18 protein-coding genes are annotated in these 24,666 nt (G+C 64.5%); 8 read left to right on the plus strand and 10 right to left on the minus strand.

Features of this window, described 5'->3' with window-relative positions; all coding sequences use genetic code 11:
* Positions 1–107: 107 nt before the first annotated feature.
* Positions 108–563, plus strand: a complete 456-nt coding sequence (locus JQ629_RS14715) for an acyl-CoA thioesterase (RefSeq protein WP_212413296.1) — start codon at positions 108–110, stop codon at positions 561–563.
* On the plus strand, positions 563–1,669 hold the full coding sequence (locus tag JQ629_RS14720) for an alpha/beta hydrolase family protein (protein ID WP_212413297.1): 1,107 nt from the start codon (positions 563–565) through the stop codon (positions 1,667–1,669). The genes JQ629_RS14715 and JQ629_RS14720 overlap by 1 nt, the downstream gene beginning before the upstream one ends.
* Before the next feature lie 25 nt (positions 1,670–1,694).
* Here the strand turns inward: JQ629_RS14720 and JQ629_RS14725 are convergent, their stop codons facing one another.
* A complete protein-coding gene (locus tag JQ629_RS14725) occupies positions 1,695–2,015 on the minus strand; it encodes a 2Fe-2S iron-sulfur cluster-binding protein (protein WP_192737738.1) in 321 nt (106 codons plus the stop codon).
* 142 nt (positions 2,016–2,157) lie between these two features.
* Positions 2,158–2,535, minus strand: coding sequence for an Hpt domain-containing protein (locus JQ629_RS14730; protein WP_212413298.1), 378 nt, complete (start codon positions 2,533–2,535; stop codon positions 2,158–2,160).
* Positions 2,536–2,921: 386 nt separating this feature from the next.
* Here JQ629_RS14730 and JQ629_RS14735 point away from each other — a divergent pair, with 386 nt between their 5' ends.
* Positions 2,922–8,876 carry an apolipoprotein A-IV repeat region-like domain-containing protein gene (locus JQ629_RS14735; RefSeq protein ID WP_212413299.1) on the plus strand — a complete coding sequence of 1,985 codons (5,955 nt, stop codon included), beginning with the start codon at positions 2,922–2,924 and terminating at the stop codon, positions 8,874–8,876.
* Between the two features lie 244 nt (positions 8,877–9,120).
* Here JQ629_RS14735 and JQ629_RS14740 read toward each other — a convergent pair whose 3' ends face one another.
* The 3 genes from JQ629_RS14740 to JQ629_RS14750 all read right to left on the minus strand — a co-directional run bounded on the left by JQ629_RS14740 (position 9,121) and on the right by JQ629_RS14750 (position 12,057).
* The gene (locus tag JQ629_RS14740; protein WP_212413300.1) at positions 9,121–10,035 is read right to left on the minus strand and encodes an MlaD family protein; all 915 of its coding nucleotides are present in this window, start codon (positions 10,033–10,035) and stop codon (positions 9,121–9,123) included.
* Positions 10,036–10,150: 115 nt separating this feature from the next.
* A complete protein-coding gene (locus JQ629_RS14745; RefSeq protein ID WP_192737743.1) occupies positions 10,151–10,921 on the minus strand; it encodes an ABC transporter ATP-binding protein in 771 nt (256 codons plus the stop codon).
* A gap of 2 nt (positions 10,922–10,923) precedes the next feature.
* A complete protein-coding gene (locus tag JQ629_RS14750) occupies positions 10,924–12,057 on the minus strand; it encodes an MlaE family ABC transporter permease (protein ID WP_212413301.1) in 1,134 nt (377 codons plus the stop codon).
* A 141-nt stretch (positions 12,058–12,198) separates the two neighbouring features.
* Between JQ629_RS14750 and dgcA the strand changes: the two genes are divergently transcribed.
* The gene (gene dgcA, locus JQ629_RS14755; RefSeq protein ID WP_212413302.1) at positions 12,199–13,206 is read left to right on the plus strand and encodes an N-acetyl-D-Glu racemase DgcA; all 1,008 of its coding nucleotides are present in this window, start codon (positions 12,199–12,201) and stop codon (positions 13,204–13,206) included.
* A 29-nt stretch (positions 13,207–13,235) separates the two neighbouring features.
* Here dgcA and JQ629_RS14760 read toward each other — a convergent pair whose 3' ends face one another.
* Complete coding sequence (locus tag JQ629_RS14760; RefSeq protein WP_212413303.1) at positions 13,236–14,438, minus strand: MFS transporter; 1,203 nt, start codon at positions 14,436–14,438, stop codon at positions 13,236–13,238.
* Between the two features lie 76 nt (positions 14,439–14,514).
* Between JQ629_RS14760 and JQ629_RS14765 the strand changes: the two genes are divergently transcribed.
* From JQ629_RS14765 to JQ629_RS14775, 3 genes are all read left to right on the plus strand, one after another.
* A complete protein-coding gene (locus JQ629_RS14765; protein WP_212413304.1) occupies positions 14,515–15,882 on the plus strand; it encodes a hypothetical protein in 1,368 nt (455 codons plus the stop codon).
* A gap of 5 nt (positions 15,883–15,887) precedes the next feature.
* The gene (locus JQ629_RS14770) at positions 15,888–16,241 is read left to right on the plus strand and encodes an ADP-ribosylation/crystallin J1 (RefSeq protein ID WP_212413305.1); all 354 of its coding nucleotides are present in this window, start codon (positions 15,888–15,890) and stop codon (positions 16,239–16,241) included.
* 114 nt (positions 16,242–16,355) lie between these two features.
* The gene (locus JQ629_RS14775; RefSeq protein ID WP_212413306.1) at positions 16,356–17,906 is read left to right on the plus strand and encodes a caspase family protein; all 1,551 of its coding nucleotides are present in this window, start codon (positions 16,356–16,358) and stop codon (positions 17,904–17,906) included.
* Between the two features lie 68 nt (positions 17,907–17,974).
* Here the strand turns inward: JQ629_RS14775 and JQ629_RS14780 are convergent, their stop codons facing one another.
* The 4 genes from JQ629_RS14780 to JQ629_RS14795 all read right to left on the minus strand — a co-directional run bounded on the left by JQ629_RS14780 (position 17,975) and on the right by JQ629_RS14795 (position 22,622).
* A complete protein-coding gene (locus tag JQ629_RS14780) occupies positions 17,975–19,486 on the minus strand; it encodes an outer membrane protein (RefSeq protein WP_212413307.1) in 1,512 nt (503 codons plus the stop codon).
* A 228-nt stretch (positions 19,487–19,714) separates the two neighbouring features.
* A complete protein-coding gene (locus JQ629_RS14785) occupies positions 19,715–20,686 on the minus strand; it encodes a threonine ammonia-lyase (protein ID WP_502752972.1) in 972 nt (323 codons plus the stop codon).
* A 71-nt stretch (positions 20,687–20,757) separates the two neighbouring features.
* Positions 20,758–21,813: a glycosyltransferase family 4 protein gene (locus JQ629_RS14790; protein WP_212413308.1), complete on the minus strand. Its 1,056-nt coding sequence runs from the start codon at positions 21,811–21,813 to the stop codon at positions 20,758–20,760.
* A complete protein-coding gene (locus tag JQ629_RS14795; RefSeq protein WP_212038858.1) occupies positions 21,810–22,622 on the minus strand; it encodes a UDP-2,3-diacylglucosamine diphosphatase in 813 nt (270 codons plus the stop codon). Before JQ629_RS14795 ends, JQ629_RS14790 begins: the two co-directional genes overlap by 4 nt.
* A 1,039-nt stretch (positions 22,623–23,661) precedes the next feature.
* On the opposite strand from JQ629_RS14795, the gene JQ629_RS14800 reads away from it, so the two are divergent.
* The gene (locus JQ629_RS14800) at positions 23,662–24,636 is read left to right on the plus strand and encodes a Bug family tripartite tricarboxylate transporter substrate binding protein (protein WP_212413309.1); all 975 of its coding nucleotides are present in this window, start codon (positions 23,662–23,664) and stop codon (positions 24,634–24,636) included.
* Positions 24,637–24,666: the final 30 nt, after the last annotated feature.

Consider the following 24,666-nt stretch of genomic DNA (forward strand, 5'->3'; position numbering starts at 1 on the left):
GCCGGTGGAACAGGAAAGCCATAATATGGCAGGTGGCCTTCGCCTCAACCCCTTGCCGGAGCAGGATAACTGGGCTGTAACAACGTGAAACGTTCGGAGACCGCCCCGTGAACGCCCCTGCCCGCCTCGATTCAACGCCGCGCCTGGAGGATTTCCCCTACCGGCTGACCGACAATGTGCGTTTCGCCGACCTCGACCCCAACCAGCACGTCAACAACGCGGTCTATGCGACCTATTTCGAAACCGGCCGCGTCACGCTGATGAAGGATCGCAGTTACGGGCTGATGCCGCACGGCGTCACCTGGATCATGGTCCGGCTCGACATGCATTTTCGCGCCGAGCTGCGCTGGCCCGGCACCATCGAGATGGGACTAGGGGTGGTGAAATTCGGCCGCACCTCCGTGACCTTCGACCAGGTGGTATTTGCCGAAGGCACATGCATTGCCTCGGCACAATCGGTGTCGGTGCTGCTCGACGAAGCCACCCGCAAGCCGACACCGCTGACCGAGGAGATCATCGGAAACTTCCAGCGCTGGCTGCGGCGCGGAATGGACGGACGATAATGCGCGCCGCGCTGCTGGCGGTGTTGATCGTCTCCGCGACGATGCAGCCCGCCGCGGCCGATGGATTCTATCGCGAGGATTTGCGCATTCCGATGGCGGCTGCGGAAACGGCGGGCCTTGAGGCAATGCTGGTGCGGCCCTCGGGCAGCGGACGCTTTCCGCTGGCGCTGATCAGCCACGGCGCACCGCGCGATCACACCGCGCGAGCCACCATGTCGCCATATGGAATGTACCGGCAGGCGATCGAATTCGCGCGGCGCGGTTTCGCAGCGCTGGTCGTGATGCGGCGAGGCTATGGCGACTCCGGCGGCCGATATGCCGAGAGCAACGGTCGCTGCGCCAATCGTGATTATTTGCGATCGGCCCGGGCGTCTGCCGAGGATTTGGCCGCCGCGATCCGGGCCATGCAGGACCGCACCGACGTGTCCACCAGCGGCATGATCGCGGTTGGCTCCTCGGCGGGCGGTTTTGCCAGCATCGCGCTCGCCGCCACTGCGCCGCCCGGCCTCGTCGCCGCAATCAGCTTCGCCGGCGGTCGCGGTTCACGTGCCGATGACGATGTCTGCGACGAGGCGGCACTGGTCCGGGCATTTGCGGCTCTGGGCCGGACGTCGCGAATTCCGATGCTGTGGATCTATGCGGAGAACGACAAGTTCTTTCGCCCCGACCTCGCGCACCGGATGCACGCGGCGTTCACCGGCGCCGGCGGCCGCGCCGAATTGATCGACGCCCCAGCGTTCCGCGATGACGGGCACACGCTGTTCTCAAGGGGCATTGCGCTATGGACCCCGATGGTCGATCGCTTCCTGCACCAGCAGAATCTGGGAACGCGGGAACTGGCCGCAGCACCACTTCCGGCAGCGCTTTCGCCGCCGCCCCGGTTGGGTGAAAAAGGCCGTTCGACCTTTGCAGATTATTTGTCCGCGAGCCCTCACAAGGCTTTTGCGGTGTCTCCGACCGGCAGCTTCGGCTACCGCGGCGGGCAGCGGTCGGCCGTCGCGGCGCAGGACGCAGCCCTTGCCGCATGCGCAAAAATTGCGGCCGACTGCGCGGTTTATGCGGTCGATGAGGAACTGGTCGGAAAGGAGCGCGCCGGAGCGCGCTGAACCATCCGGCGGAGCCGGACCAGGTCTAGGCCTGCCGTTCCGGCGTCGAGACCACGAGGCCGTCGAGTTCGTCGGAGACCTTGATCTGGCACGACAGGCGCGAATTTGGCCGTACGTCGAAGCCGAAATCCAGCATGTCCTCTTCCATCGGGGTGGGCGAGCCGACCTTCTCGCGCCATTCTTCCTCGACATAGACGTGGCAGGTCGCGCAGGCGCAGGCCCCGCCGCATTCGGCTTCGATGCCCGGAATGGCGTTGCGGATCGCGGCTTCCATCACGGTCGCGCCGTTTTCGACTTCAATGGTTCGTTTTTCGCCGGAATGGTCGACAAAGTGGATTTTGGCCATGATCGCTCGTGCTGCCGGTATACGGTAGGAGGGTCCCCGGCAGTCCTATAACGGGTCGATCCGCACAGCGCCAGCGGTCGGGACGAAAACCTAAGGGGCTAATTTGGCGGGGTTTTGGCGGGCGTCAGATCGCAGGTCCGCGTCAGGACCGGCGCAGAGTCGCCTCGATCGCCGCCCGCGCCCGCGCAATGGCCTCGCCGAGTTCGGCAACAAGCCGGGACGGATCGGCGCCATCAGCAAGAACCGCCTCCAGCCGGGCGGCGGCTTCCGCCACACCGAAGGCGCCGATCGCGCGGGCCGAGCCCTTCAGCGTATGGGCCAGCGCATCGGCATCTGCCGGCACGGTGGCAAGCATGGCCATCAGCTTGGCCGACTGGGCCGCGAACATCGCCAGCACCTCCTGTTCGAGGCCGGCGTCGTCCAGCGTCATCCGCTTAAGGTGTTCGAAATCGATCGGACCGTCATCGGGAGCGAGCGGCGGCGATGGCATCCATTGTATCCGTTCAAGGTGCAGCGGCATGGCCTGACCCACATCTCCCCGCCGGACCGATCCAGGCAGGGCCGTTTTGGCCACCCAATCACGAAACTGGTTAATGGAACGTTCACCGGAATTGCCGCAACTTCGCCTACTTTTCGCCGAGGAGTTGCCGTAAAGAACAGTCTCCCACGGGAATTTCGAGTATCCGTAAGGCCTTAAGCCACAAAGCTGTTAACGATGATTAAGAATGTCTTAATCGCGGCCATTTCATTCGCATCACTCAACCAATAGGATGTTTGCGGATGTAGCGGACAAGCCGCCGACGGGGCGCGGCTGCGGTCCGTGTGGGGGCAAAGATCCGGTTTGGGCTTGCGGGGGCGTTTGCAAGACCAGCTGGACGCGTAAAAAGTAAGAGGGCTCGACTGAACATGGCGAACAATCCCAAGAAGGTCAAAGATCCCACCGAAGTCGCGCTTTCCGCCATTCAGGAAGCGCTGAACATCAGTGACACCACTGTCGATCCCAATCGCAATTCGATCGGCAACAACGACCTTTCGCCATCAAGCATTTCGTCCGCGCCCCCGCCCTACTCCGAAACCTCGTTCGATACGCGCGTTGATACGCGTTCTGGCGTCGACCGCCAGGTATTCGATCCGATCGAAGAGCCGCGCGCGCCGCGTCGCGCCGCCAACGATGACCGCGAAACCATCGGACAAATTCTCCAGGCAATCCAGAAGGGCCGCCCTGCCCGCGGCGTCTATACGCTTGCCACCGTGTTCGCCGGCGTCTGGATCGTCGGCTGCGCGCTGCTGACCGCCGCTTTCCTGCCTTCGCTGCAGGCCGCAATGGGACAGAGCGGCGGCGTGCTGGTGCTGGGCGGCCTCGCCGCGCTGTTCTTTGCGCCGGTGCTGCTGTTCTATTTCCTCGCGAGCCTTGCCTGGCGCGGCCAGGAAATGCGGATGATCGCGCAATCGATGGCGCAGGTCGCGATCCGCTTCTCCGAGCCCGAAGGTGCCGCTTCCGACTCGATGGTGACGGTCGGCCAGGCGATCCGCCGCGAAGTAGCTGCCATGGGCGACGGCGTCGAACGCGCGATCGCGCGCGCCGGTGAACTGGAAACGCTGGTGGCCAACGAAGTCGCGGCGCTGGAGCGTGCCTATTCCGACAACGAAGTGCGCATCCGCGCGCTGCTGCAGGACATCGCCCATCAGCGCGACAATCTGGTCGGCCAGGCCGAGCAGGTTCGCAGCGCCATTTCCGGCGTGCAGATCGACCTGCGCCACGACATCGCGCTGATCTCGGACGCGATCGCCTCGCGCGTCGACGAAGTCGCGAAAAGCATCACCGGCGCGCTGGAAGAACGCGGCGCCCACATCACCACCGCCTTGAGCCATGCCGGCGACAACATGATCCTCGCGCTCGGTGAGCGCGGCGGCGACCTGCTCGACCGCCTCGAGGAAGCCAGCGCCGAGACCACGCGCGCCGTGCTCGACGCCTCGGAACGGCTGACCACCAGCCTCAACTTCAAGACCGGCCACGTCCATGACGAGTTCGTCGATCTGGCCGATCGCGTCCACGAGATGCTGAACGAGCGCATCGACCGCATCACCGGCGAGTTCGAGCAGCGTTCCTCGACCATCGTCGACGGCATTTCCGACCGCACCGAACAGGTCCACGACTCCTTGAAGAATTCCAGCGACTCGCTGCTGCTCGAACTCGAGCTGCGCAGCGGTGATCTCGTCAGCAAGATCGACGAGGCCGGCAACCGCCTGGCGACCCGCATCATGACCTCCGGCGACAAGGCCAGCGACGCGCTCGACGTGACCGTGAACTCGCTGGTCGCCAAGGTCGTCAGCCAGACCGAGACCGCGCACGACAGCCTCTCGCTGCAGATGAGCGCGTTCGACGAACTGGTGCAGAACCAGGGCAGCGAACTGGTCGAGAAATTCGCCCGCGACTCAGGCACGCTCGGCGCCCTGATCACCCGTCACATCTCCGAATTCGACCGCACCGTCAAAACCTTCGGCGGCGAGATCGTCGAACGCATGGGCCAGCGGACGCAGGACATCGCCGACAGCCTGAAGAACTATGTCGATACCTTCGACACCCGCCTGATCTCCAACAGCGGCGAGATCACCGCCTCGCTCGATCAGCGCCTGCTGCAGTTCGAAACCACGCTGAGCACGCGCGTCAACCATCTCGACAACTCGCTCGACACCAGGATCAGGTCGTTCGACGAGACCGTCGACGGCCGCCTGAAAGCGCTGGAGCAGACCTTCGACACCCGCGCCAGGTCCGTCACGGAGACGATCGATGATCGCCTCGGCACACTGGCGAGTTCGCTGACCGACGGTGCCGCGCAGGCGATCCACTCGATCGACTCGCGTCTCACCGAACTCACCTCGTCGCTGACCGGAGGCACCACGCAGGCCATCCAGTCGATCGACTCCCGCCTCACCAACCTGACGACGTCGCTGACGGTTGGCGCCGCGCAAGCCGTCGAAGCTATCGACCAGCGCCTCTCCAACGTCACCACGTCGCTGACTGTTGGCGCTGCGCAAGCGGTCGAAGCCATCGACCAGCGCCTCTCCAACGTCACCACGTCGCTGACGGTTGGCACCGCCCAAGCGGTCGAAGCCATCGACCAGCGCCTCGGCAACGTCACCACGTCGCTGACCGTTGGCACCGCGCAAGCGGTCGAAGCCATCGACCAGCGCATCACCAGCGTGACCCAGACCATCGACGGCCGCAGCGCCTATCTGACCGACACCATCGCGGCGCGGTTCCAGGATATCCACCAGGGTATCGAAACCCGGGTCGGCGCCGTCGCCACCGACATCGACATGCGCGTCGCCCAGTTCGAGGATTTGCTCGGCTCGCGCGTCGAAGCCGTGGCCGGCCGTATCGAAAGCAGCGGCCGTCAGGCCAGCGACGACCTCATGGCGCGCGCCGAACTGTTGTCCTCGGGCATCAGGTCGCACGTCGAGGACGCCGAGCGCTCGCTCACCAACCTCGTGGTCAACACCTCTGAAACCATCCAGACCGGCGCGCGCACCGCGCAGCAGGCGCTGCTCACGGTTTCGTCCGATGTCGGCGCCCAGCTGAGGCTGACATCGGCCGAGGTCGAAAACTCCCTCACCGCCGTCGGTACCGGTGCCGCGAACTCGATCCTCACCAGCGCCCGCGAGGCCCAGACCTCGCTGGTCTCGGCTTCCAGCGAAGCTGCGTCCCAGATCAAATTGCTGGCCGACGACGTCGAGCGCACGCTCTCGGCCGCTGGCAACGCCACCGCTGCGTCGGTGCTCTCCGGCGCCCGCGAGGCCCAGACCACGCTGGTTACGGCGTCCGCGGACGCGGCAAGCCAGGTCAAGTCGCTCGCCGCAGACGTCGAACGTGCCCTGTCGGCCGCCGGCTCCGCCACGGCCGAAGCCGTCACGACCGGCGCTCGCGAAGCCCAGAGCACCTTGATCGCAGCCTCCACGGAGGCCACCAACCAGGTCAAGTCGCTGGCCGCCGACGTCCAGCGCTCGCTGTCGATCGCCGGCACCGCCACCGCCGAATCGATTACCGCCGGCGCCCGCGAGGCGCAGAGCACGCTGGTCAACGCATCCACGGATGCGGCGAACCAGGTCAAGTCGCTCGCCGCCGACGTCCAGCGCTCGCTGTCGATCGCCGGCACCGCCACCGCCGAATCGATTACCGCTGGTGCCCGCGACGCCCAGAACACCCTCATCAACGCGTCCGCGGATGCAGCCAGCCACGTCAAGTCGCTCGCTGCCGACGTCGAACGCTCGCTCTCGGCCGCCGGTACCGCCACAGCCGAGGCCATCACGTCAGGTGCACGCGAAGCCCAGAACACCCTCGTCACCGTTTCCACGGATGCAACCAGCCAGGTCAAGTCGCTCACGGCCGACGTCGAGCGTTCGCTGTCTGCCGCCGGCACCGCCACTGCCGAGGCCATCACATCGGGTGCTCGCGAAGCCCAGAACACCCTCCTCACCGCATCAACGGATGTCGCGACCAAGGTCGCGTCGCTGGCAGCCGACATGCAACGTTCGCTCTCGATGGCAGGCAATGCCACCGCCGAGTCGATCACGATAGGCGCCCGTGAAGCGCAGAGCGCGCTTTCCACCGCGTCGACGGAAGCCGCCGACCACGTCAAGTCGCTGGCCATCGATGTCGAACGCACGCTGAGCGCGGTCGGCGCCGGCACCGCCGCCTCGATCCTCGGCACCGCGCGCGAAGCGCAGAGCTCGTTCGCCGCGACCTCGGCCGACGCCGCAAGCCAGATCAAGGCGATCGCCAGCGACATCGAGCGCTCGCTCGCTGCGGTCACCGCCGCCACCACCGACAACATCCAGACCACGGCGCAGACTGCGCAGAACGCGATCCAGGCCAGCGCGCAGAATGCACAGAGTGCGCTCGTCGCCGCCTCGAACGAAGTCAGCTCCAAGGTCAAGACGACCTCCGCCGATATCGAACGCTCGGTGCTGTCAGCCAGCAGCAATTTCGGCTCGACGATGACCGGCAAGACCGACGAAATCGTCACCTATGTCCAGCAGCAGACCGATCGTCTGGCGCAGATCGTGGACAGCCGCCGTGGTTCGCTGGTCGAGGCGCTCAGCGCCAAGACCACCCAGCTCACGACCGAGCTCGACCGCGTCACCGCCGACTCGCTGAAGTCGATCGAGACAAGGGGCCAGGCGTTCTCGCAATCGATGGCGACCCATGGCTCGGAAGTCGCCCGCACGATCACCTCCGCGGGCGATATGGCAACCGGCGCGGTGGCGAAGTCGCTGAAGGATCTCGAGCAGTCGTCGCGTTCGGCCATCGACCAGTCGCGTCAGGTTTCGATCGCGGCCGTCACCGAAATGCAGGAGACCAGCAAGATCCTGCGCACCGACACCGTCGCGCTGTTCGAGCGGCTGCGTGAAGGCAACATCCTGCTGCAGGAAGTGCTGACCGGCGCCCACGACAACCTCAACTCGCTGGAGCGCGCTTTGGTGACCCGCGTGGCCGACTTCGTGTCCGCCATGAACGACGTCACCTCGCGCAACGGCGTTGCGACCCAGACGCTGGAAGACCAGCTCACCACCTTCAACACCAAGACCTCGAAGGCGCTGGAGGATCTCGGCTCGCTGTCGAGCGAGTTCGAAACCCACGGCAAGGCGCTGGTCGATGCCGCCACGGCGGTCGAACACGCCAACCGCACCACCACGACGTCTGTCGCCGAACGCAAATCGCAACTTGAATCGCTGGTGACCACCATCGATCTGCGCACCACCGACCTCGATCAGCGGCTGTCGCGCTTCACCGGCTTGCTGGATGAATCGCTTGCCGCCGCCGAGGAACGCGCCCGCGACATCGCCCGCGTGGTGGCGGAAACCGCCGGCGCCGGTTCTGCCGCGATCAGCCGGCAGTTCGAAGCGGTTCGTGTCGCGGCCGAAAACGAGCGGCACCAGACCATCGACGCCATGAACGAACTGTACCAGCAGAGCAACGCCGAAACGGACGCGATGTTCAAGCAGTCGACCGAGAAGTTCGGCGCCATGGTGGTGGCCATGAAGCAGATGGCATCCGAGATGCATCACGAGCTCGAGGCGACCCGCAACGAACTGCGCCGCGGCGTGCTCGAAATGCCGCAGGAGGCCGCCGACAACACCGCGCAGATGCGCAAGGTGATCGTCGACCAGATCGAGGCGCTGGCCGAACTCAACCGGATCGTCGCCCATCATGGCCGCGGCCTCGACGTCATGACGACGAGCCGCGCCAGCGTGCAACGCCAGGAAGAACCCGTGATGGCAGCAGCCGCTAGCGGCGGCCGCAACGACGTGCGCATGCGCGACACCGGCAGCGCATCGAACCTGCCGCCGCCGGATCTCGGCATGCCGGCGACGCGCCGCACCGAAGCCCCGCCGGTCAGCCCGGCGAGCAGCCAGGATGGTGGACGCGACGGATGGCTGTCCGACCTGCTCAGCCGCACCGACGCCGGTGGTCCGAGCGGACGCGAGGCTCCCCGCCCGCGCGCGCCGCAAGGCGGGCCGGCCAATCCGCTGGAATCGCTGTCGCTCGACATCGGCCGGCTGATGGATCGCAATCTCGCGGCCGAGATGTGGGATCGCTATCAGCGCGGCGAGAGCAAGGCCTTCACCAAGCGGCTCTACACGCCCGCCGGCCAGAAGGCGTTCGATGAGGTCGCCCGCAAGTATCGCGCCGACCGTGCCTTCAAGCAGACGGTCGACCGCTACATCGCCGAGTTCGAACGCTTGCTCGACGAAGTTGCGCGGGAGGATCGCGGTCCGCAGGCGCTGCGCGGCCACCTGACCTCGGAGACCGGCCTCGTCTACACCCTGCTCGCGCATGCGGCGGGACGGCTGGGGTAAGGTTTGGGTTTCAAGCATTCGGGATAAAAAACGGAGGCCTCGCGGCCTCCGTTTTGCTTTGGGCGGAGAAAAGCTGATGGCCGATCTGGAAGGTGAAGTAGCGCGCCTCCGGTGACCACTCTCCGCTCGTCATTGCGAGGAGCGAAGCGACGAAGCAATCCATCTATCCGGTATGCGGCTAGATGGATTGCTTCGCTGCGCTCGCAATGACGGCTCTCGCAGCGATCTATTCGCTACTCGCCAATTACTGTCGCTTCTGTCCGCTCGGTGCTGCCGCCGCGGCAGGCGGTCTGGGCGCGGCGGGCCTGCTGGCCGGCGGCGGTGTTGCCGCGGGCTCTGCCGGCGCGGCGTTGTTGCCACCGCCGAAGATCACCCGGCTCGGATTGCGGTCGAAATTGTTCACCGCACGGCTGATATCGGCGAGCGTACGGCGGCCGTCGGAAATCAGAGCGCCCGTGCGCTTGTCGAGATCGTCAGCCAGTTCCTTGATCGACTTCACCATCAGGTTCAACTCGCCGCCATTGGCACCGCCCGCGATGGTGTTGAGGCCGAGCATGAGATTGTCGGCCTTGAGCATGACGCCGTCGACCTTGAGCATGACGTTGTCGATCTTCTCGGAGTTGCGCGCGAGCGCTCCGGTAAAGGTCTCGAGGTTCCGCAGCGAGTTCTTCACTGACTCCTGGTTGTCGGCGACGATCCGGTTGACGTTTTGCAACGTGGCGCGGATCGACTCCGTGACGTCCTGCAGCGCGGCCGGATCGGCGGTCAAAACCGGAACGCCGTCCTCGTCCAGCGGCACGGGAGGCGCGCCCTCCTCGCCGCCCTTGAGCGAGATCGCAGCCACGCCGGTCAGCCCCTGGAATTCGAGGCCGACCAGGGTGTCTTTGCGGATCGGGGCGTTGTTCTCGACCATCGCCAGTGCGACGACGCGACGCGGGTTGTCCAGCTTCACGCGGACAACTTCGCCTACCCGGATACCGTTAAAATTGACGCTGCCGCCATTGCGCAAGCCGGTCGCCGGGCCTTCGAAAATCACCCGCAGCGGGCTGCGCGCCTTGGTGGTGTGCAGACTCTGGAACCAGAGCACAAAGCCGAACGCCGCCGCGATCACCGCCAGGGTGAAGGCACCGATCAGGACGTAATTCGCCCGCGTTTCCATAACTCGAATTACTCCGGTACTAGACGTTCGGTTCTGATCAGAACCAGGCGCCCGACTTTATCCTTTTGACGCGTTTTCTTCACGCGAACCGGTACCCGCTTCGCTCGAAAACGCTCTAGCCCATCACAGCGCGGGCGCGCTTGCCGTGAAAATATTGCTGCAGCCATGGATGCTGCGAGGCCTGCATGTCGGCAATTGATCCTGCTGCAATGATCTTACCGTTCCCTAAAACGGCGATACGGTCGCAAGCCGTGTAAAGGCTGTCGAGGTCGTGGGTTACCATGAAAACGGTCAGCCCCAAAGTACGCTGCAGGGTGCGGACCAGTTCGTCGAAATCGCCGGCGCCGATCGGGTCGAGGCCCGAGGTCGGCTCGTCCAGGAACACCAGTTCCGGATCGAGCGCGAGCGCGCGCGCCAGCGCCACGCGCTTGATCATGCCGCCGGAAAGCTCGGACGGAAACCGGTCCGCGACTTCGGGCTTCAGCCCCACCATGCCGAGCTTGGCCACCATGACCTCGTCGAGCAGGCGCTGCGACAGCTTGAGATATTCGCGCACCGGGAACTGGATGTTCTGCCGCACGGTGAGCGAGGAGAACAGCGCGCCTTGCTGGAACAGCACGCCCCAGCGCCGTTCGACACCGCGCCGCTCGGTCGTAGAGGCCTTGTCGAGATCGACGCCGAACACTTCGATGCTGCCGGCGACCTTGGGCACGAGGCCGATGATGGTGCGCGTCAGCACGGATTTGCCCGCGCCCGACGGGCCGACAAAGCCCAGGATCTCGCCGCGCTTCACATCGAGATTGAGCCCGTCGAGAATCCGCGTCTTGCCGAACTGCACGGTGATGTCGCGGACCCGGATGATGGCGTCGGAAATCTCGCCCACCATGGTCAGATTCCGATCGATGCGAAGAAGATGGCGAACACGCCATCCATGACGATGACCAGGAAAATTCCCTTCACCACCGACGATGTGGTGTGTTGTCCGAGCGATTCGGCGCTGCCCTGCACCGCGAGCCCCTCGACACAGGCCACGATGCCGATCACCGCGGCCATGACCGGCGCCTTGATGAGCCCGACGATGAAATGATTGATCGAGATGGCGTCGCGCAGCCGCAGCAGGAAGGCTTCTGGTTCGACGCCGCCATAGAGATACGCCACGAGGCCGCCGCCATAGAGCGCGGCCATCGCGCCGAGGAAAGCCAAAATCGGCAACGCCATTACCAGCGCCAGCATGCGCGGCAGGATCAGGACCTCGATCGGATCGAAACCCATGGTGCGCAGCGCGTCGATCTCCTCGCGCATTTTCATCGAGCCGAGTTCGGCGGTGTAGGCTGAGCCCGAACGGCCTGCCACCATGATCGCCACCAGCAGCACGCCGATCTCGCGCAGCACCAGCACGCCGAGCATGTCGACCACGAAAATATCGGCACCGAACTGACGGAAATGGAAAATGCCCTGTTGCGCGATGATGCAACCGATCAGGAACGTGATCAGCACCACGATCGGCACCGCGCGCCAGCACACCTGCTCCAGATGATGCACGGTGGAGGTCAGGCGGAAACCGCGGGGACGAATCAGGACACGGCCGGCCGCTGCCAGCACCGCGCCGAGCATCTCGATCAATCCAACCAGGGTGCCGCCGACGCCGGCCACGCTGCGCCCGATCTGCTCCAGCATGCCCGTGATCGTCACCGAACGGGCCTGGACGACAGGCTCGGCTTTGACCCGGCGCACCTCGTCGACGAGACTGGAATAATTCGCCGACAGGCCCGCGATCTTGGCCTCGATGCCACCTTCGGTCAGGCTGCGGCGCAGCCGTTCGATCAGCCAGGCGCCGAACGTATCGAGCTTCGACACCTGCGAGACGTCGATGAAGATGTTGGGGCGGCTGCCACGAAGCTTCTCGGCCTCGGCCACCATTTTCTCGAGCACCGGGGCAAAGCGGGCCGTCCACGAACCGGCAGCGCACAGCGCAAGCCCGTTAGCCTGGGCTATCCGCTCCAGTGTCGGGTCTGCGCTCACGATGCCCGCCCCCTGGCCCGCCCGCTAATGATGCAAAAGGTATGGTCCGGCACGCCGCATTGCCTTGTAGAATCTGTCCCTAACCAGCCATAGTTGGTTGCGGCGAGCAAGCGCGCGGTTCAGAAATTGCCAGATTTTAAAATGACTTCCAGCCGATCCCAAGAATTTGCCCGACAGCTTGTTGCCCGCATTGAACGCTGGCCGATCGCCGGCTCGTTCACCATCAGCCGAGGAACCAAGACGGAAGCGGTTACCGTCGTGGCCGAAGTCAGCCATGGCGGCCATACCGGGCGCGGCGAGTGCGTTCCCTATCCCCGCTATGGCGAAACGGCGGAAGCGACCCTGGCTGCCCTTCAGGCGATGCAGGAACCGCTGTCCAGGGGATTGGACCGAACGGCCCTGCAGGCCGCGATGCCAGCAGGCGCCGCCCGTAACGCGCTGGATTGCGCGCTGTTGGACCTCGAGGCCAAAAGCAGGGGCCAGCGGGTCTGGACCCTGCTCGGCCGGCCGGCGCCGCGAGCCTGCACCACCGCCTTCACGATTTCGCTGGGAACGCCGCAGGCGATGGCGGCAGCGACCGCCAAGGCCGCGCGCCGCCCGCTGCTCAAGATCAAGCTCGGCGGCGACGGCGACGAGAGGCGGATCGCTGCCGTCCGCAAGGCTGCCCCCGAATCCGAATTGATCGTGGACGCCAACGAGGCCTGGACCTCGGACAATCTCGAACGGAACCTGCACGCCTGCGCGGAACTCGGCGTGACGCTGGTCGAACAACCGCTTGCCGCGGCCAATGATGCCGCGCTGGCGCGCATCAAGCGGCCGATCGTGGTGTGCGCCGACGAAAGCGTGCATGACCGCGCTTCGCTGAGCGGCCTTCGCGAACGCTATGACGCCGTCAACATCAAGCTCGACAAAACAGGCGGACTGACGGAAGCGCTTGATATGGCGGATGCCGCGCACGCACTCGGCTTCGAAATCATGATAGGCTGCATGGTGGCCACCTCGCTCGCGATGGCCCCTGCAATGCTGCTGGCGCAACACGCGCGCTTCGTCGATCTCGACGGCCCGCTGTTGCTTGCGCACGACCGCGAGGACGGGCTGCGCTACGAAGGCAGTCTGGTCTATCCGCCGGAAGCCGCGCTCTGGGGCTGATGCGGTAGATTCTATTTTTGACGCGTTTTCTAGCGCGAACCGGTGCCCACTTCGCTTGAAAACGCTGTTAGCCGGTGCCGCGCCAGCCACATCACGATCGCAGCCAGCAGCGCCATCGCCGCCATCACGTAATAGACCCGCTGCCCGTATCCCGCATAGACCAATCCCGATACCACCGACGCCGTGCCGCTGACGATGCCGCCGCAGGCCGCAAGATAGCCCTGCCCGCGCGCCATCACATGGCCGGGCACGTGACGCACCAGCAGACCCATGATGCCGACCTGCGTCAGTCCATAGGTCAGGCCATGCGCGAGCTGCACCAGGGACAACACCACGACCGAGGGCTCCTGCGCGGTGATCAGCCAGCGCGCCACCGCGCTGAGCGCGCCGATCACCACCAGCAGCGCCGGTGCCAGCGTGAAACGCGGCGAGAGCGCGAACACCACGATCTCGGCGAGCACGCCCAGCACCCACAGGCCGGCGATGGTCAGCCCGTCCAGGCCGGACGCCTGCCAGGTGATGGAAGCAAAGGCGTAATAGGCGGCGTGGCTGCCCTGGATAAGGGCGGCTGCGACGATGATGGCCAGGAAACCGGGATCTCGCAGCAAGGCGCTCGCGCCAAGCACCGCGGTCGCTGGCGGTTTTGGCCGGTCCAGCGGCTGCAGCCCCAGGCTCGCGACCGCGCCGAGCGCCGCCATCGCCGCAATGACCCAGATCAGCTGGCTAGCCGCAATGAAGTCGACCAGCAGACCGCAGATCAACGCGCCCACCACGAAGGCCGCCGAGCCCCACAGCCTCAGCGGTCCGTAATTCAGGCCATAGCGCGCCACCCCACCCAGCGCGTAGGCGTCCGTCAGCGGCACCATCGGCGTCCACAGGCAGCAGGTCACGGCATAAGCGAGCAACACCGCAAGCGGCAGATATTGCGTGCCGATCACCGCAAAGCCGAGCGCGGTGGCGGTCGCGGTGACGATCAGGACCGCGCGCAGCGAATAGCGCCGCCCCGCGGCGCCGGTCACGAATGGCAACACGGTAAATCGCGTCACCGCAGGAACCGCGGAAATGATTCCGATCCAGGAAGCATCGATGCCGACCGACTTCAGCCACAGCGTGAAAAACGGCAGATGGGTGCCCATCGTCCCGAACGTCGCGCCGTAGAACAGCGCCAGCCGCGCCGCGAATCGCTTCGATGCGCCTTGAGATGCGATGGGGATTTGTGATTCGCTTGGCATCAATTCAATTGCGATTCGCCCGATATCGTGTTGTTTCGTTATCGCAACGCGCGGTGATTTGCGCGAAGAGTTTAGCATGGCCGACGAAGCATTCGCCCTTTCGCCGATCTCAGCACGCGCCGCGCTGCCGGGCGAGGAAGACTATGCTGCGATCAGCGAAGCCTTCATGGAGACTTCGCGCGGCCGCTGGTTTCTCGGCGAATATGCCAAACGCAACCGCAACGCCGACACCAGCATGGTGCTCGATGCGGTGGCGCGGATCGAGCAAAGCCTTGCCGCGCAGAAGGAAGAGAGCCTCGCGATCCAGCGGGAGGCTGCGAACGCACAGCGCGAAGCTGCCAACGCACAGCGAGCGGCGGCGGACGCCGTCGCGGACAATAGCCTCGCCGAGGCCAAATTAATTGAGGCCTTGATTGCGATTCGCGGGGCGCTGGAGGCGGCGCAGAGCTCGGCGATGGGGGCGATCGACGGACTGGCGCTGGACGAGAAGCTGGCGCCGGTGCGCAAGGGCGCGCGGGTGATTCGGGAGATCGCCTGGCGGTTGCGCGAAATCGGCAATGATAGCCGAATCTGCGACCTGATCGATTCGCAGGTTCAGGTCATCGAGAAGGGCGCCGAGCAAATCTCCTCCGACGAGGCCAAGGCGGCGCTGGAGACCGCGTTCGCCTCGCTTGCCGGACGGATCGCAGAATTCAGCGATGAAGAGACGCCCACCCCGGTTGCCGAGGCGCCGACTGCTGAGACACCAATTGCCGAAGCGTATGTCGCCGCACCCGCCCCGGTAGCGCAGGATGAGTCCCCGCCTGTCGCCGAGATCATCGAGGAAGCGCCCGCATCGGAAGCCCAGGCTGCAACCAGTTCCGTTTCGACCCTCGCCGTAGCTCCGGCCGCCGAAGCCGTCGTCGCTGAAGTTATGGTCGCTGAAGCTGTGGTCGCTGAAGCCGTTGTCTCCCAGGCCGAGGCCGCGCTGGAGGAAGGGGAAACAGCCGAGACGGCTGGGATTGAACTCACCGCCGAGGCTGCCGACGCCCATGACGAGGCGGTCCTCGACATGATCGCGATGGAGATGGGCGCGCCCGATCCGTTCGACGACGACGAGTTCGCCGAACCGGAGATCGAGCTAGCCCACATCGCAGCGGCTGTGATCGAGGAAACCCGGCTTGCGGAGCCGATTGCTGAGGAGGCTCAGATTGTTGAGCCGCTTCCGGCCCCGCCCGAAATCGTCGCTGCATTGCCCGAGCCAATGATGTCCGCACCGGTCGCGCCGCCGGTTCAACCACCGCCTCAGCCCGTTGCCGCAGCCATGCCGGAACCGGCGCTGGAAGTCTCGCTCGGCTCGTCGATCATCGCCAGCGGCATCGTACGCAGACCTGTCGCGGCCAATGATCCGCTGGCCCCGATCCGGCGCATGAGCCAGGCCGAGAAGATCGCGTTCTTTTCGTAGGTCACATGTCCGGCAACGATGAGACACTGACCCTTTGGCGACCAGTCGGCCCGCGAGAGCTCGAACTGGTCCGGCAGACCGGCATGCGAGCCTTCCCTCCACGGCTACCCGAACAGCCAATTTTCTATCCTGTCCTCACTGAGGAATACGCGGTCAAAATTGCGCGCGACTGGAATGTTCCAGCGGGCGGTTCCGGATTCGTAACCCGCTTTAAGGTGAAGCGGAGCTTCATCGATCGTTACGACGTAAGAGACGCAGGCGGACAATCTCACCTGGAGTACTGGATCCCGGCCGAGGATCTGAACGACTTCAACGCCGCGATCGTCGGTACGATCGAGGTTGTTCGCAGCTTCCCCTGAAATCGGGTTCACGTTGCGTAACGGAACTAAGTGACCAAGGTCACGTACAGCACCCCCACCTCAATCTAGCCTGTCCGCCGGACATCTCGCCTTGAGATTGGATGGAGGACACCCATGCCAGGGTTCAAATCATTGGCGCTTTGCGCCGGTCTGCTGGGCAGCCTGCTGAGCTTGGCGCACACCAGCACCGCTTTCGCCGAGGCGGTGAACGCTGACATCAGCGACGGCGTTCGATCGTTGCCGGCCGAGCAGCGGGTCGCCCTCGTGATCGGCAACGCGAACTACCAGACCGCGCCGCGGCTCGCCAATCCGAGCAACGATGCGCGATCGGTAGCGCAGCTCCTCAACACGGCGGGCTTTGAAGTCACCGCGGCGACCGATCTGACGCGCAGCGACATGATCAAGGCGGTGGAGGATTTTGTTGACCGGGTTTCCAATCGCGGACCCAATGCCGTCGCCATGATCTATTATGCCGGGCACGGCGTGCAGCTTGAGGGCGAAAATTACCTGCTGCCGATCGACGCGAGAATTTCCAAGCTGTCGGATCTCGACAGCAATTCGCTGCGTCTGGTCGATCTGATGGGAACGCTGGAAACCATCTCGAGCCGGATGCGGATCGTCGTGCTCGACGCCTGCCGCAACAATCCCTTTCCCGACGTCGACGATTCCGGGCGCGGCCTTGCGATGGTCGATGCGCCGGCCGGTTCGATCGTCGGATATTCGACGGCGCCGGGCATGGTAGCCCATGATGGCGATGGCAATCACAGCCCCTATACGTCGGCGTTCCTGAACATCGCGCGCCAGCCCAATCTGCCGATCGAGCAATTGTTCAAGCGCGTTCGTCTCGAAGTGAACAACGCCACCGGCGGCCGGCAGACGCCGTGGGAAAGCTCGTCGCTGACCAACGACTTCTATTTCTTCGGCGACACGGCGGTTGCGGCAACCCGCGCGCCTGATCGCGGCCCGGTGGTCCAGATGGCATCGAACCTGCCTTCGCGTTCGGTGCGTCAGGCCTATGATTACGTGCTGTCGGAAGGTTCGCCCGAACATTATGAGGAATTCATTCAGCTGTATCCGTCCGACCCGCTGTCCGATCGCGTCCGCGTGCTGCTCGGCAACTGGCGGCAGTCATATGCATGGCACAAGGCGGTGCTCACGAACACGTCTGGCGGCTACAGGTCGTTCCGCGACCGCTTCCCCGATAGTCCGTATGCGCGCACGGCATTGAGGCTGCAAGCACAGCCGAGAAACGTTCCGCTGATGCACTTCAACCGCCTGTCGAAGCATTCGGGCCACCATGGACATGGCTTTTCGCACGGCCATCGGGCACCGAGCCTGGCCTCATCGCCGAAGGGAATGAATGCGTCCGCCTCCATGAACGGCCACAGGACGGGCAGGTTCACGAACACTTCCTCAGGGATGAACGCCCACGCCCACGCCAATCACATGCATGGCAAGAGCCGATTCCACGACCGCGGACCGCGCAGGATGGGCGGCGGCATGCACGGCCACAGCCACAGCCATTCCAGCCACCGCTTCGCCGCGAACCATTCGCGTAGCTCGTTTGCTCACTCGCGGCATTCGTTCGGTGGTGGCCGCTCATTCAGCGGTGGCGGTTCGTTTGGCGGTGGCCGCTCGTTTGGCGGCGGCGGGTTCAGGCGCTGATCGCACGATGATACAACAAGGCCCCGGTCGATGCCGGGGCCTTTTCGCTGAACAGTTCAGAGCACCGATCAGTAACGCGCGGTGACCACGGTCGGCAGCGGGCTGAAGTGATAGTTCACGCCGATTTTGACGAGGTGCAGATCCTGGGTCAGCTTGCTGCCCTGGAAGGCCGCGCCGCCGGTACCGACAAGCACGCCTGGGATGTTAAAATTCGCGGTGCCCGTGGCCGTGACCTGCTGCGCGAACATCTTGATGTAGTCGTATTCCGCCTTGACCGACCAGTTGTTGCCGAGCGCATATTCACCACCGGCGCCCACCACAACGCCGGTATGCACGGCCTTTGCGGATACATTAGCCGCCAGACTGCCCGGACCAGGGACGGCAACCGTGTTGAAACTGAAATTGTGCGTCTCCTGCGCAATCGCAAGGCCGCCCTTGCCGTAGAACATCAGACGATCGCCAACGACGAAGCCGGCACGGGCGGTTGCGAGCGCGAGCCAGTCGATCTTGCTGTCATAGTTGAGGGTCTGAGTGACACCAATATTGGCAAGCGCAATCGCCTGGCTTCCCTTGATATCTGTGCCGAGGATCTCGCCTTCGACACCGAACACGAAGCGCCCGGCTTGCGCATTGACGCCGACGGTGCCGCCGGCCAGCCACCCCGACATGTCATACTGCGGCAGGTTGGTCACAGCGACGGCCTGTCCGAGGTCCGGCCATTGCTTGCGGCCAAAACCATAGCCCGCCTGCGCACCGATATAGGCGCCCGACCAGTTGGTGCCCGGCGCGGCGGGCACCGGCGCATAGGACGGGTCCTTTGCAACGCCGCCGAAGCGATAATTGACGCCGACCTTGACGACATGGATCGCTTCTTCGATCTGCGCATCGGCCCTGAACGGAGCAGTGAGCCCGGCCTGCGTCGCGGTGCCCCTCAACGTGGTCGTCGTGGTGTCCAGATGGATGTAGTTGTACTCGCCCTTGACCGACCAGTTGCCGCCCAGCGCGTACTCGGCGCCGAAGCCGACCATCGGCGCATAGCGAATCTCGTTGCCGCTGGCGGTAGCCGTTCCGGCCTGGCCAAATCCGGTCGCGGAAGCATCCATCGAATGACGCTCGTGCGCCACGGTGATGCCACCCTTGGCAAAAACGAACCAACGATCGGCCGCAAGGCCGGCTCGGCCTGCAATGGTCACGAGACCGTCGATCTTCGATCTGGCGGTTTGGGAACTGGTGATGCCGAGCGCCGCGCTGCCGACGCTGACAAACTGCGAGCCACTGATATCGGCCCATGAACCGTCGAGTTCGAGGCCGAACACGAAGCTGGAAATCTGCTTGTTGATGCCGACCTGACCGCCGGCGAGGAAACCGCGGGCGACGAAATCGGCGTTGCGCGCATCCCAATCCTTCATGCCGCCGCCGTAACCGGCGTGCACACCGAGATAGACGCCGGACCAGTCATAAGCCGCAGCCACGATCGGCGCGGCCTTCACCGGCATGTCGGCCGCCAGGGCGGTTGCAAACGGGATCATCGCGCCGAGCGCCGTCGCCGAGACCCACAGACCGCACTTCCGGATATTCATTCCAAGCTCCACAACGTTCGTTCAGCTGTTCCTTAGCGGGAACAACGTACCTAACAATTGGGGAACTCGCATGTACCTGCGGTGCAACACTACCACAGCAATGGGTTGGACTCCGGCCGGCCACCAGGTGGATTAAGGCGCAAGCCGTTCGGGAATCACGGGATTTGGCAGTTCTCGCTATCGGGTCGGGCTCAGCCGTCGCGACCTGCGGCGTCCGGTCGCACCGATTCAGGCGACCAGCTTGGCGAACAGGTCGGCGTCAACATTGCCGCCGGAGAGAACGATGACGACGTTCTTGCCGCGCACATCGATCCGGCCGGCCAGCAACGCGGCGAGGCCGACGGCGCCGCCGGGTTCGACCACCAGCTTCAGTTCCCGGTAGGCATAGGCCACCGCCGCCCCGACTTCCGCGTCGGAGGCGACCACGCCCTGGGCCAGCAGCTTGCTGTTGATCGAGAACGTCATCACGCCGGGGATCGCGGCCATCAGGGCGTCGCAGATGGTGCGATCGGCCGCATGATGGGCTTCGCGATGGCCGGCGCGCAGCGAGAGACCGTGATCGTCATAACCCTCGGGTTCGGCGACGATCAGCGTCGATTGCGGAAAGCGCGCCTTGATGGCCGTCGCAACGCCCGCAATCAGTCCGCCGCCGGAAGCCGGCGCCACCACGATGTCGGGCGTCAGGCCGAGCGCGGCCATATCCTCTGATATCTCGCGGCCCGCAGTGCCCTGCCCGGCGATCACGAAAGGATCGTCATAGGGGCGCACCAGCGTGGCGCCGCGCTTGCGCGCGATATCTTGAGAGATCGCCTCGCGATCTTCCTTGTCGCGGTCATAGAGCACGACTTCGGCGCCATAGCCCTTGGTGCGCTCGCGCTTGGTCAGCGGCGAGTCCTTGGGCATCACGATGGTTGCCTGCATGTTGAGGATCTGCGCCGCCGCCGCCACGCCCTGGGCGTGGTTGCCGGACGAGAACGCGACCACACCGCCGCCGCGTTCGGCCTGCGGGATCGAGGCGAGCTTGTTGAAGGCGCCGCGGAACTTGAAAGAACCGGTCCGCTGCAGCATTTCCGGCTTGAGAAAGACCTTGGTTCCGACGCGTTCGTTGAGAACCGGGAACGACAACAGCGGCGTTCGCACCGCAAAGGGCGCAACCACCCGCGCCGCCGCATCGATATCTGCGGCACCAATCGGTGCCATCGAGGCTTGATCCGTCATGACGACTTTGTATCGCGTCCGTGGACAGGCCGGCAAGACGCAATCCGGTGAAGTCAGGCGGCGAAATGCGGGTCTTCCACAAACTCGACCACCTCGCCTTCGGAGCCTGGGGCCCGGACATTGAGCGCATGGTCGACAAAAACCCGCGCCGAGGCCTGCCAGGTGTGGGCGGCGGCAAATTCCACACAGGCCTGCGGCGATATCTGCAGCGCGTCGAGGCAGGCAGCGCGCAAATCGTCGGAGAGCACGCCGACCGGCGCCGCCCCGATCACGTCGAGGGGACCGGTGACCGGAAAAGCGGCAACCGGCAGCCCGCTGGCGAGCGCCTCCAGCAGAACCAGACCGAAGGTGTCGGTTCTGCTTGGGAACACGAAGATGTCGGCGGCCGCATAAATCTCCGCCAGTTCCTCGCCGTGCCGGGCGCCCAGGAATACCGCATCCGGATATTTCCGCTCCAGCGCCACACGGGCCGGGCCATCGCCGACAACAAGCTTGGTGCCGGGGAGATCGAGATCGAGGAACGCCTCGAGATTCTTTTCGACCGCGACGCGGCCGACACTGAGGAACACCGGCTGCGGCAGACAGAGGTCGGCGGTGCGCGGATGAAACAGCGAGGTGTCGACGCCGCGCGACCACAGCACCACATTGCGAAATCCGCGCTGGCGCAATTCAGCTGCAAGCGCCGGCGTCGCCGCCATCACCGCCTGGCTCGGCCGGTGAAACCAGCGCAGCGCGCGCCAGACCCATTTTTCCGGGATCGGCGAGCGCGCCGAGACATATTCCGGAAAGCGCGTGTGGAAGCTGGTGGTGAACGGCAGTCCGTGCTTGCGGCAATAGCGGCGAACCAGAAGGCCGATCGGGCCTTCGGTCGCGATGTGAATGCTGTCGGGCTTGGCCGCTTCGATCAGCGCCGCGATCTTCGCCGGGTAAGGCAGCGCGAGCTGCAAATCCGGATAGCTCGGCATCGCAAAGGTGCGAAACGATTGCGGCGTCAGGAAGCTGACATCGACGCCGAAGCCTTTGGCGGCTTCCGCCATCATGGTCAGCGTCCGTACCACCCCGTTGACCTGGGGATGCCACGCATCGGTCGCGACCAGGATATGCGTCATGCCGCGCGCGCCGCGACGCGGGGGACCGGCGCCAGCCGGCGCTGCGGATCGGCCCAGGTGATGATCTCGAACCGGCCGTCCTCGTGCTCGACCAGTGCGGTGCAGCTTTCGACCCAGTCGCCGCAGTTCATGTAACGGATGCCGTGCTCGTCGCGGATCGTGGCGTAGTGGATATGGCCGCAGATCACGCCATCGGCGCCGTGACGCCGCGCTTCGCCGGCCAGGGTCTTTTCGAATGCGCCGATATAATTCACCGCGTTCTTGACCTTCAGCTTCGCCCATTGCGACAGCGACCAATAGGGAACGCCGAACATGCGCCGGAAGAAGTTGACCAGGCGATTCATCTGAATGGCGAAATCATAGGCCTTGTCGCCGAGATGGGCGAGCCAGCGCGCGTTCTGCACCACCAGATCGAAGATGTCGCCGTGGATGACGAGATAGCGCTTGCCGTCGACGCCCTCGTGAATGGTGTTTTCCACCACGTCGATGCCGCCGAAATGGGTGCCGTAATAGTTGCGCAGGAATTCGTCGTGATTGCCCGGCACGTAGACGACCTTGGCGCCCTTGCGCGCCTTGCGCAGCATTTTCTGCACGAAGTCGTTATGCGATTGCGGCCAGTACCAGTTGGACTTCAGCGCCCAGCCGTCGACGATATCGCCGACGAGATAGATGGTGTCGGCGTCGTGGCTTTTGAGGAAGTCCAGCAACCGGTCGGCTTGCGAGCCGCGGGCTCCGAGATGGACGTCGGAGATAAACAAAGTGCGAAAGCGCCGCTCCGGGCTCTCTTCACTCGAGGAGTCACTACCCATGCCGTGCACCTAACAGATCCCTGTGACAGGGCGATGACAACCGACGCGACTGATAGCCCCACGCGAATCGATGACGCGCCCCTGCAAAAGCGGATAGCAGCGCGATGCGACAGGGAAACGACGGCGCCACCACGTGGATTTACGGAGTTCACCCGCATGCGCACATCGGATCGCTAACTGGTTCGTCGTCCCGGCGAAGGCCCATACGCCGCGGCGCTTGTTTTGAAAAACGATGTTCGACGACTTTCTTTCAATCGCTGACTTCGGTGGCTATGGGTCCCGGCCTTCGCCGGGACGACGTGGATACAGCTTCGCGATCTCGCGACCGCACTGCGCCCGAGCTTTGCCAGAAATTTCCTTGCCCTCCAATGAGAGGGCGCAGGGAAGACCGGGTGCGCGCTGCACCCGCGGTCCCGTGTGCGGTTTGCACAAAACAAAATGCACACGAGCATACAGGGCAGCGGAGAACACCCGGCCTTCCCTGCGCAATGGCTTTACGGCTTATGCCGTGCTCTCCCCGGAGACGAGTTCTTGGTTGACTCCGTCACCGCCGGTTCAGCTCACGCTTAGCCGACGGCTTGACGCCAGCAACGGGCGCCAGGACCACACGGTTTTGCCGTACGCCCATCCACGCCGTCGTCTCAGCGTAAACAAGCGTCCACCGCAACCCGCCCAACGTCCGTGACGACGGCCGACGCCCTTCTGAGTAGGACGGGATGGCCCAACACATATCCCTGATTTGCCTTCTGGTAAACAGAAATATTTTTTATTTTAGGGCTTGACACGATTTCCATAAATCCGAAGTGATTTGCCCGTCGGGCACAATTGGTATGTAGCCTGGATGAGCAACGCGACATCCGGGGCTTCTCTAATCCCGCATATCGCATGCGCTCATGCGGGCTACTTGCTGCGGATCAGCCGGGGCGCGGGCATGCGGCTCCGGCCGGCGCCTTGCGGGCGACGCCCGCTGCTGTCACACTTGTTCCACGTCCTGCGGCAATGACCGCGCAAACCGGCAGGCAGGACAAGCGAGGAAACGATGAAGTTCGTTGCGAACCTGTTCGCCGCGTTGCTGGTGCTGCTCACCGCGCAGACGGCATCGGCGCAGTCCACCTATCCGAACAAGCCGGTGAAGATCCTGGTCGGCTTCACGCCCGGCACCGCGCCGGACCTTGCGGCGCGCATTCTTGCCGAACGGTTTGCCGAGGTCTGGGGCACGCCGTTCGTGGTCGAAAACCTGCAAGGCGCCGGCAGCAACATCGCCACCGAACGCGTCGCCAAGTCGGCCGCCGACGGCACCACACTACTGATGGGCGGCAACTCGGCGCTCGTCATCAATCCGAGCCTCTATGACAAACTGCCGTTCGATCCGATCAAGGATTTTGCGCCGATCTCGCAGGTGTTCATCGCCGCGAACGTGCTCGCCGTTCCGCCCGAGGTGCCGGTCAAGACCGTGGCGGAACTGGTGACACTCGCCAAGGCGCAGCCCGGCAAACTCTCCTACGGCCATGCCGGCGTCGGCACGTCGCAGCATCTCGGCGCCGAACTGTTCAAATACATGGCGCATGTCGACATCGCATCGGTGCCCTATCGCGGCACCACGGCGTTGATGCCCGACCTGCTCGCCAACCGCATCGCGATGTCGTTTGCCAACATCGTGAACGTGGTGCCGCTGGCCAAGGAAGGCAAATTGCGCGCACTGGCCATCACCTCGGTCAGGCGCTCGGCCCTGGCGCCCGACCTGCCGACGATGGCGGAATCCGGATTTCCCGGTTTCGAGGCGGTGCCGTGGTTCGGCCTGCTCGCGCCATCAGGCACGCCACAGGATGTTATCGACAAATTGCACGGCGAAACCGTCAAGGCGCTGGCGCTGCCGGAGGTACGCAAGAAGTTCGACGAACTCGGGCTCGAGATCGTCGGCAATACGCCGGCAGAGTTTGCAGCCGTCATCAAGAAGGAGACGCCCGAATGGGCAAAAGTGATCAGGGACGCCGGCATCAAGCTCGGCAACTAGGTTAAACTGCAAGCGCGCGGACTGCGCCTA

Origin of the sequence: Bradyrhizobium sp. AUGA SZCCT0222 (genome assembly GCF_018130205.1) — a bacterium.
Classification (GTDB): domain Bacteria; phylum Pseudomonadota; class Alphaproteobacteria; order Rhizobiales; family Xanthobacteraceae; genus Bradyrhizobium.

Bases quoted from the DNA above. Each gene is read 5' to 3' on its own strand.
- JQ629_RS14720 (WP_212413297.1), top strand. From the start codon at position 563: ATGCGCGCCGCGCTGCTGGCGGTGTTGATCGTCTCCGCGACGATGCAG.
- JQ629_RS14725 (WP_192737738.1), bottom strand. From the start codon at position 2,015: ATGGCCAAAATCCACTTTGTCGACCATTCCGGCGAAAAACGAACCATT.
- JQ629_RS14730 (WP_212413298.1), bottom strand. From the start codon at position 2,535: ATGCCGCTGCACCTTGAACGGATACAATGGATGCCATCGCCGCCGCTC.
- JQ629_RS14735 (WP_212413299.1), top strand. From the start codon at position 2,922: ATGGCGAACAATCCCAAGAAGGTCAAAGATCCCACCGAAGTCGCGCTT.
- JQ629_RS14740 (WP_212413300.1), bottom strand. From the start codon at position 10,035: ATGGAAACGCGGGCGAATTACGTCCTGATCGGTGCCTTCACCCTGGCG.
- JQ629_RS14745 (WP_192737743.1), bottom strand. From the start codon at position 10,921: ATGGTGGGCGAGATTTCCGACGCCATCATCCGGGTCCGCGACATCACC.
- dgcA (WP_212413302.1), top strand. From the start codon at position 12,199: ATGACTTCCAGCCGATCCCAAGAATTTGCCCGACAGCTTGTTGCCCGC.
- JQ629_RS14760 (WP_212413303.1), bottom strand. From the start codon at position 14,438: ATGCCAAGCGAATCACAAATCCCCATCGCATCTCAAGGCGCATCGAAG.
- JQ629_RS14765 (WP_212413304.1), top strand. From the start codon at position 14,515: ATGGCCGACGAAGCATTCGCCCTTTCGCCGATCTCAGCACGCGCCGCG.
- JQ629_RS14770 (WP_212413305.1), top strand. From the start codon at position 15,888: ATGTCCGGCAACGATGAGACACTGACCCTTTGGCGACCAGTCGGCCCG.
- JQ629_RS14775 (WP_212413306.1), top strand. From the start codon at position 16,356: ATGCCAGGGTTCAAATCATTGGCGCTTTGCGCCGGTCTGCTGGGCAGC.
- JQ629_RS14780 (WP_212413307.1), bottom strand. From the start codon at position 19,486: ATGAATATCCGGAAGTGCGGTCTGTGGGTCTCGGCGACGGCGCTCGGC.
- JQ629_RS14785 (WP_502752972.1), bottom strand. From the start codon at position 20,686: ATGGCACCGATTGGTGCCGCAGATATCGATGCGGCGGCGCGGGTGGTT.
- JQ629_RS14790 (WP_212413308.1), bottom strand. From the start codon at position 21,813: ATGACGCATATCCTGGTCGCGACCGATGCGTGGCATCCCCAGGTCAAC.
- JQ629_RS14795 (WP_212038858.1), bottom strand. From the start codon at position 22,622: ATGGGTAGTGACTCCTCGAGTGAAGAGAGCCCGGAGCGGCGCTTTCGC.
- JQ629_RS14800 (WP_212413309.1), top strand. From the start codon at position 23,662: ATGAAGTTCGTTGCGAACCTGTTCGCCGCGTTGCTGGTGCTGCTCACC.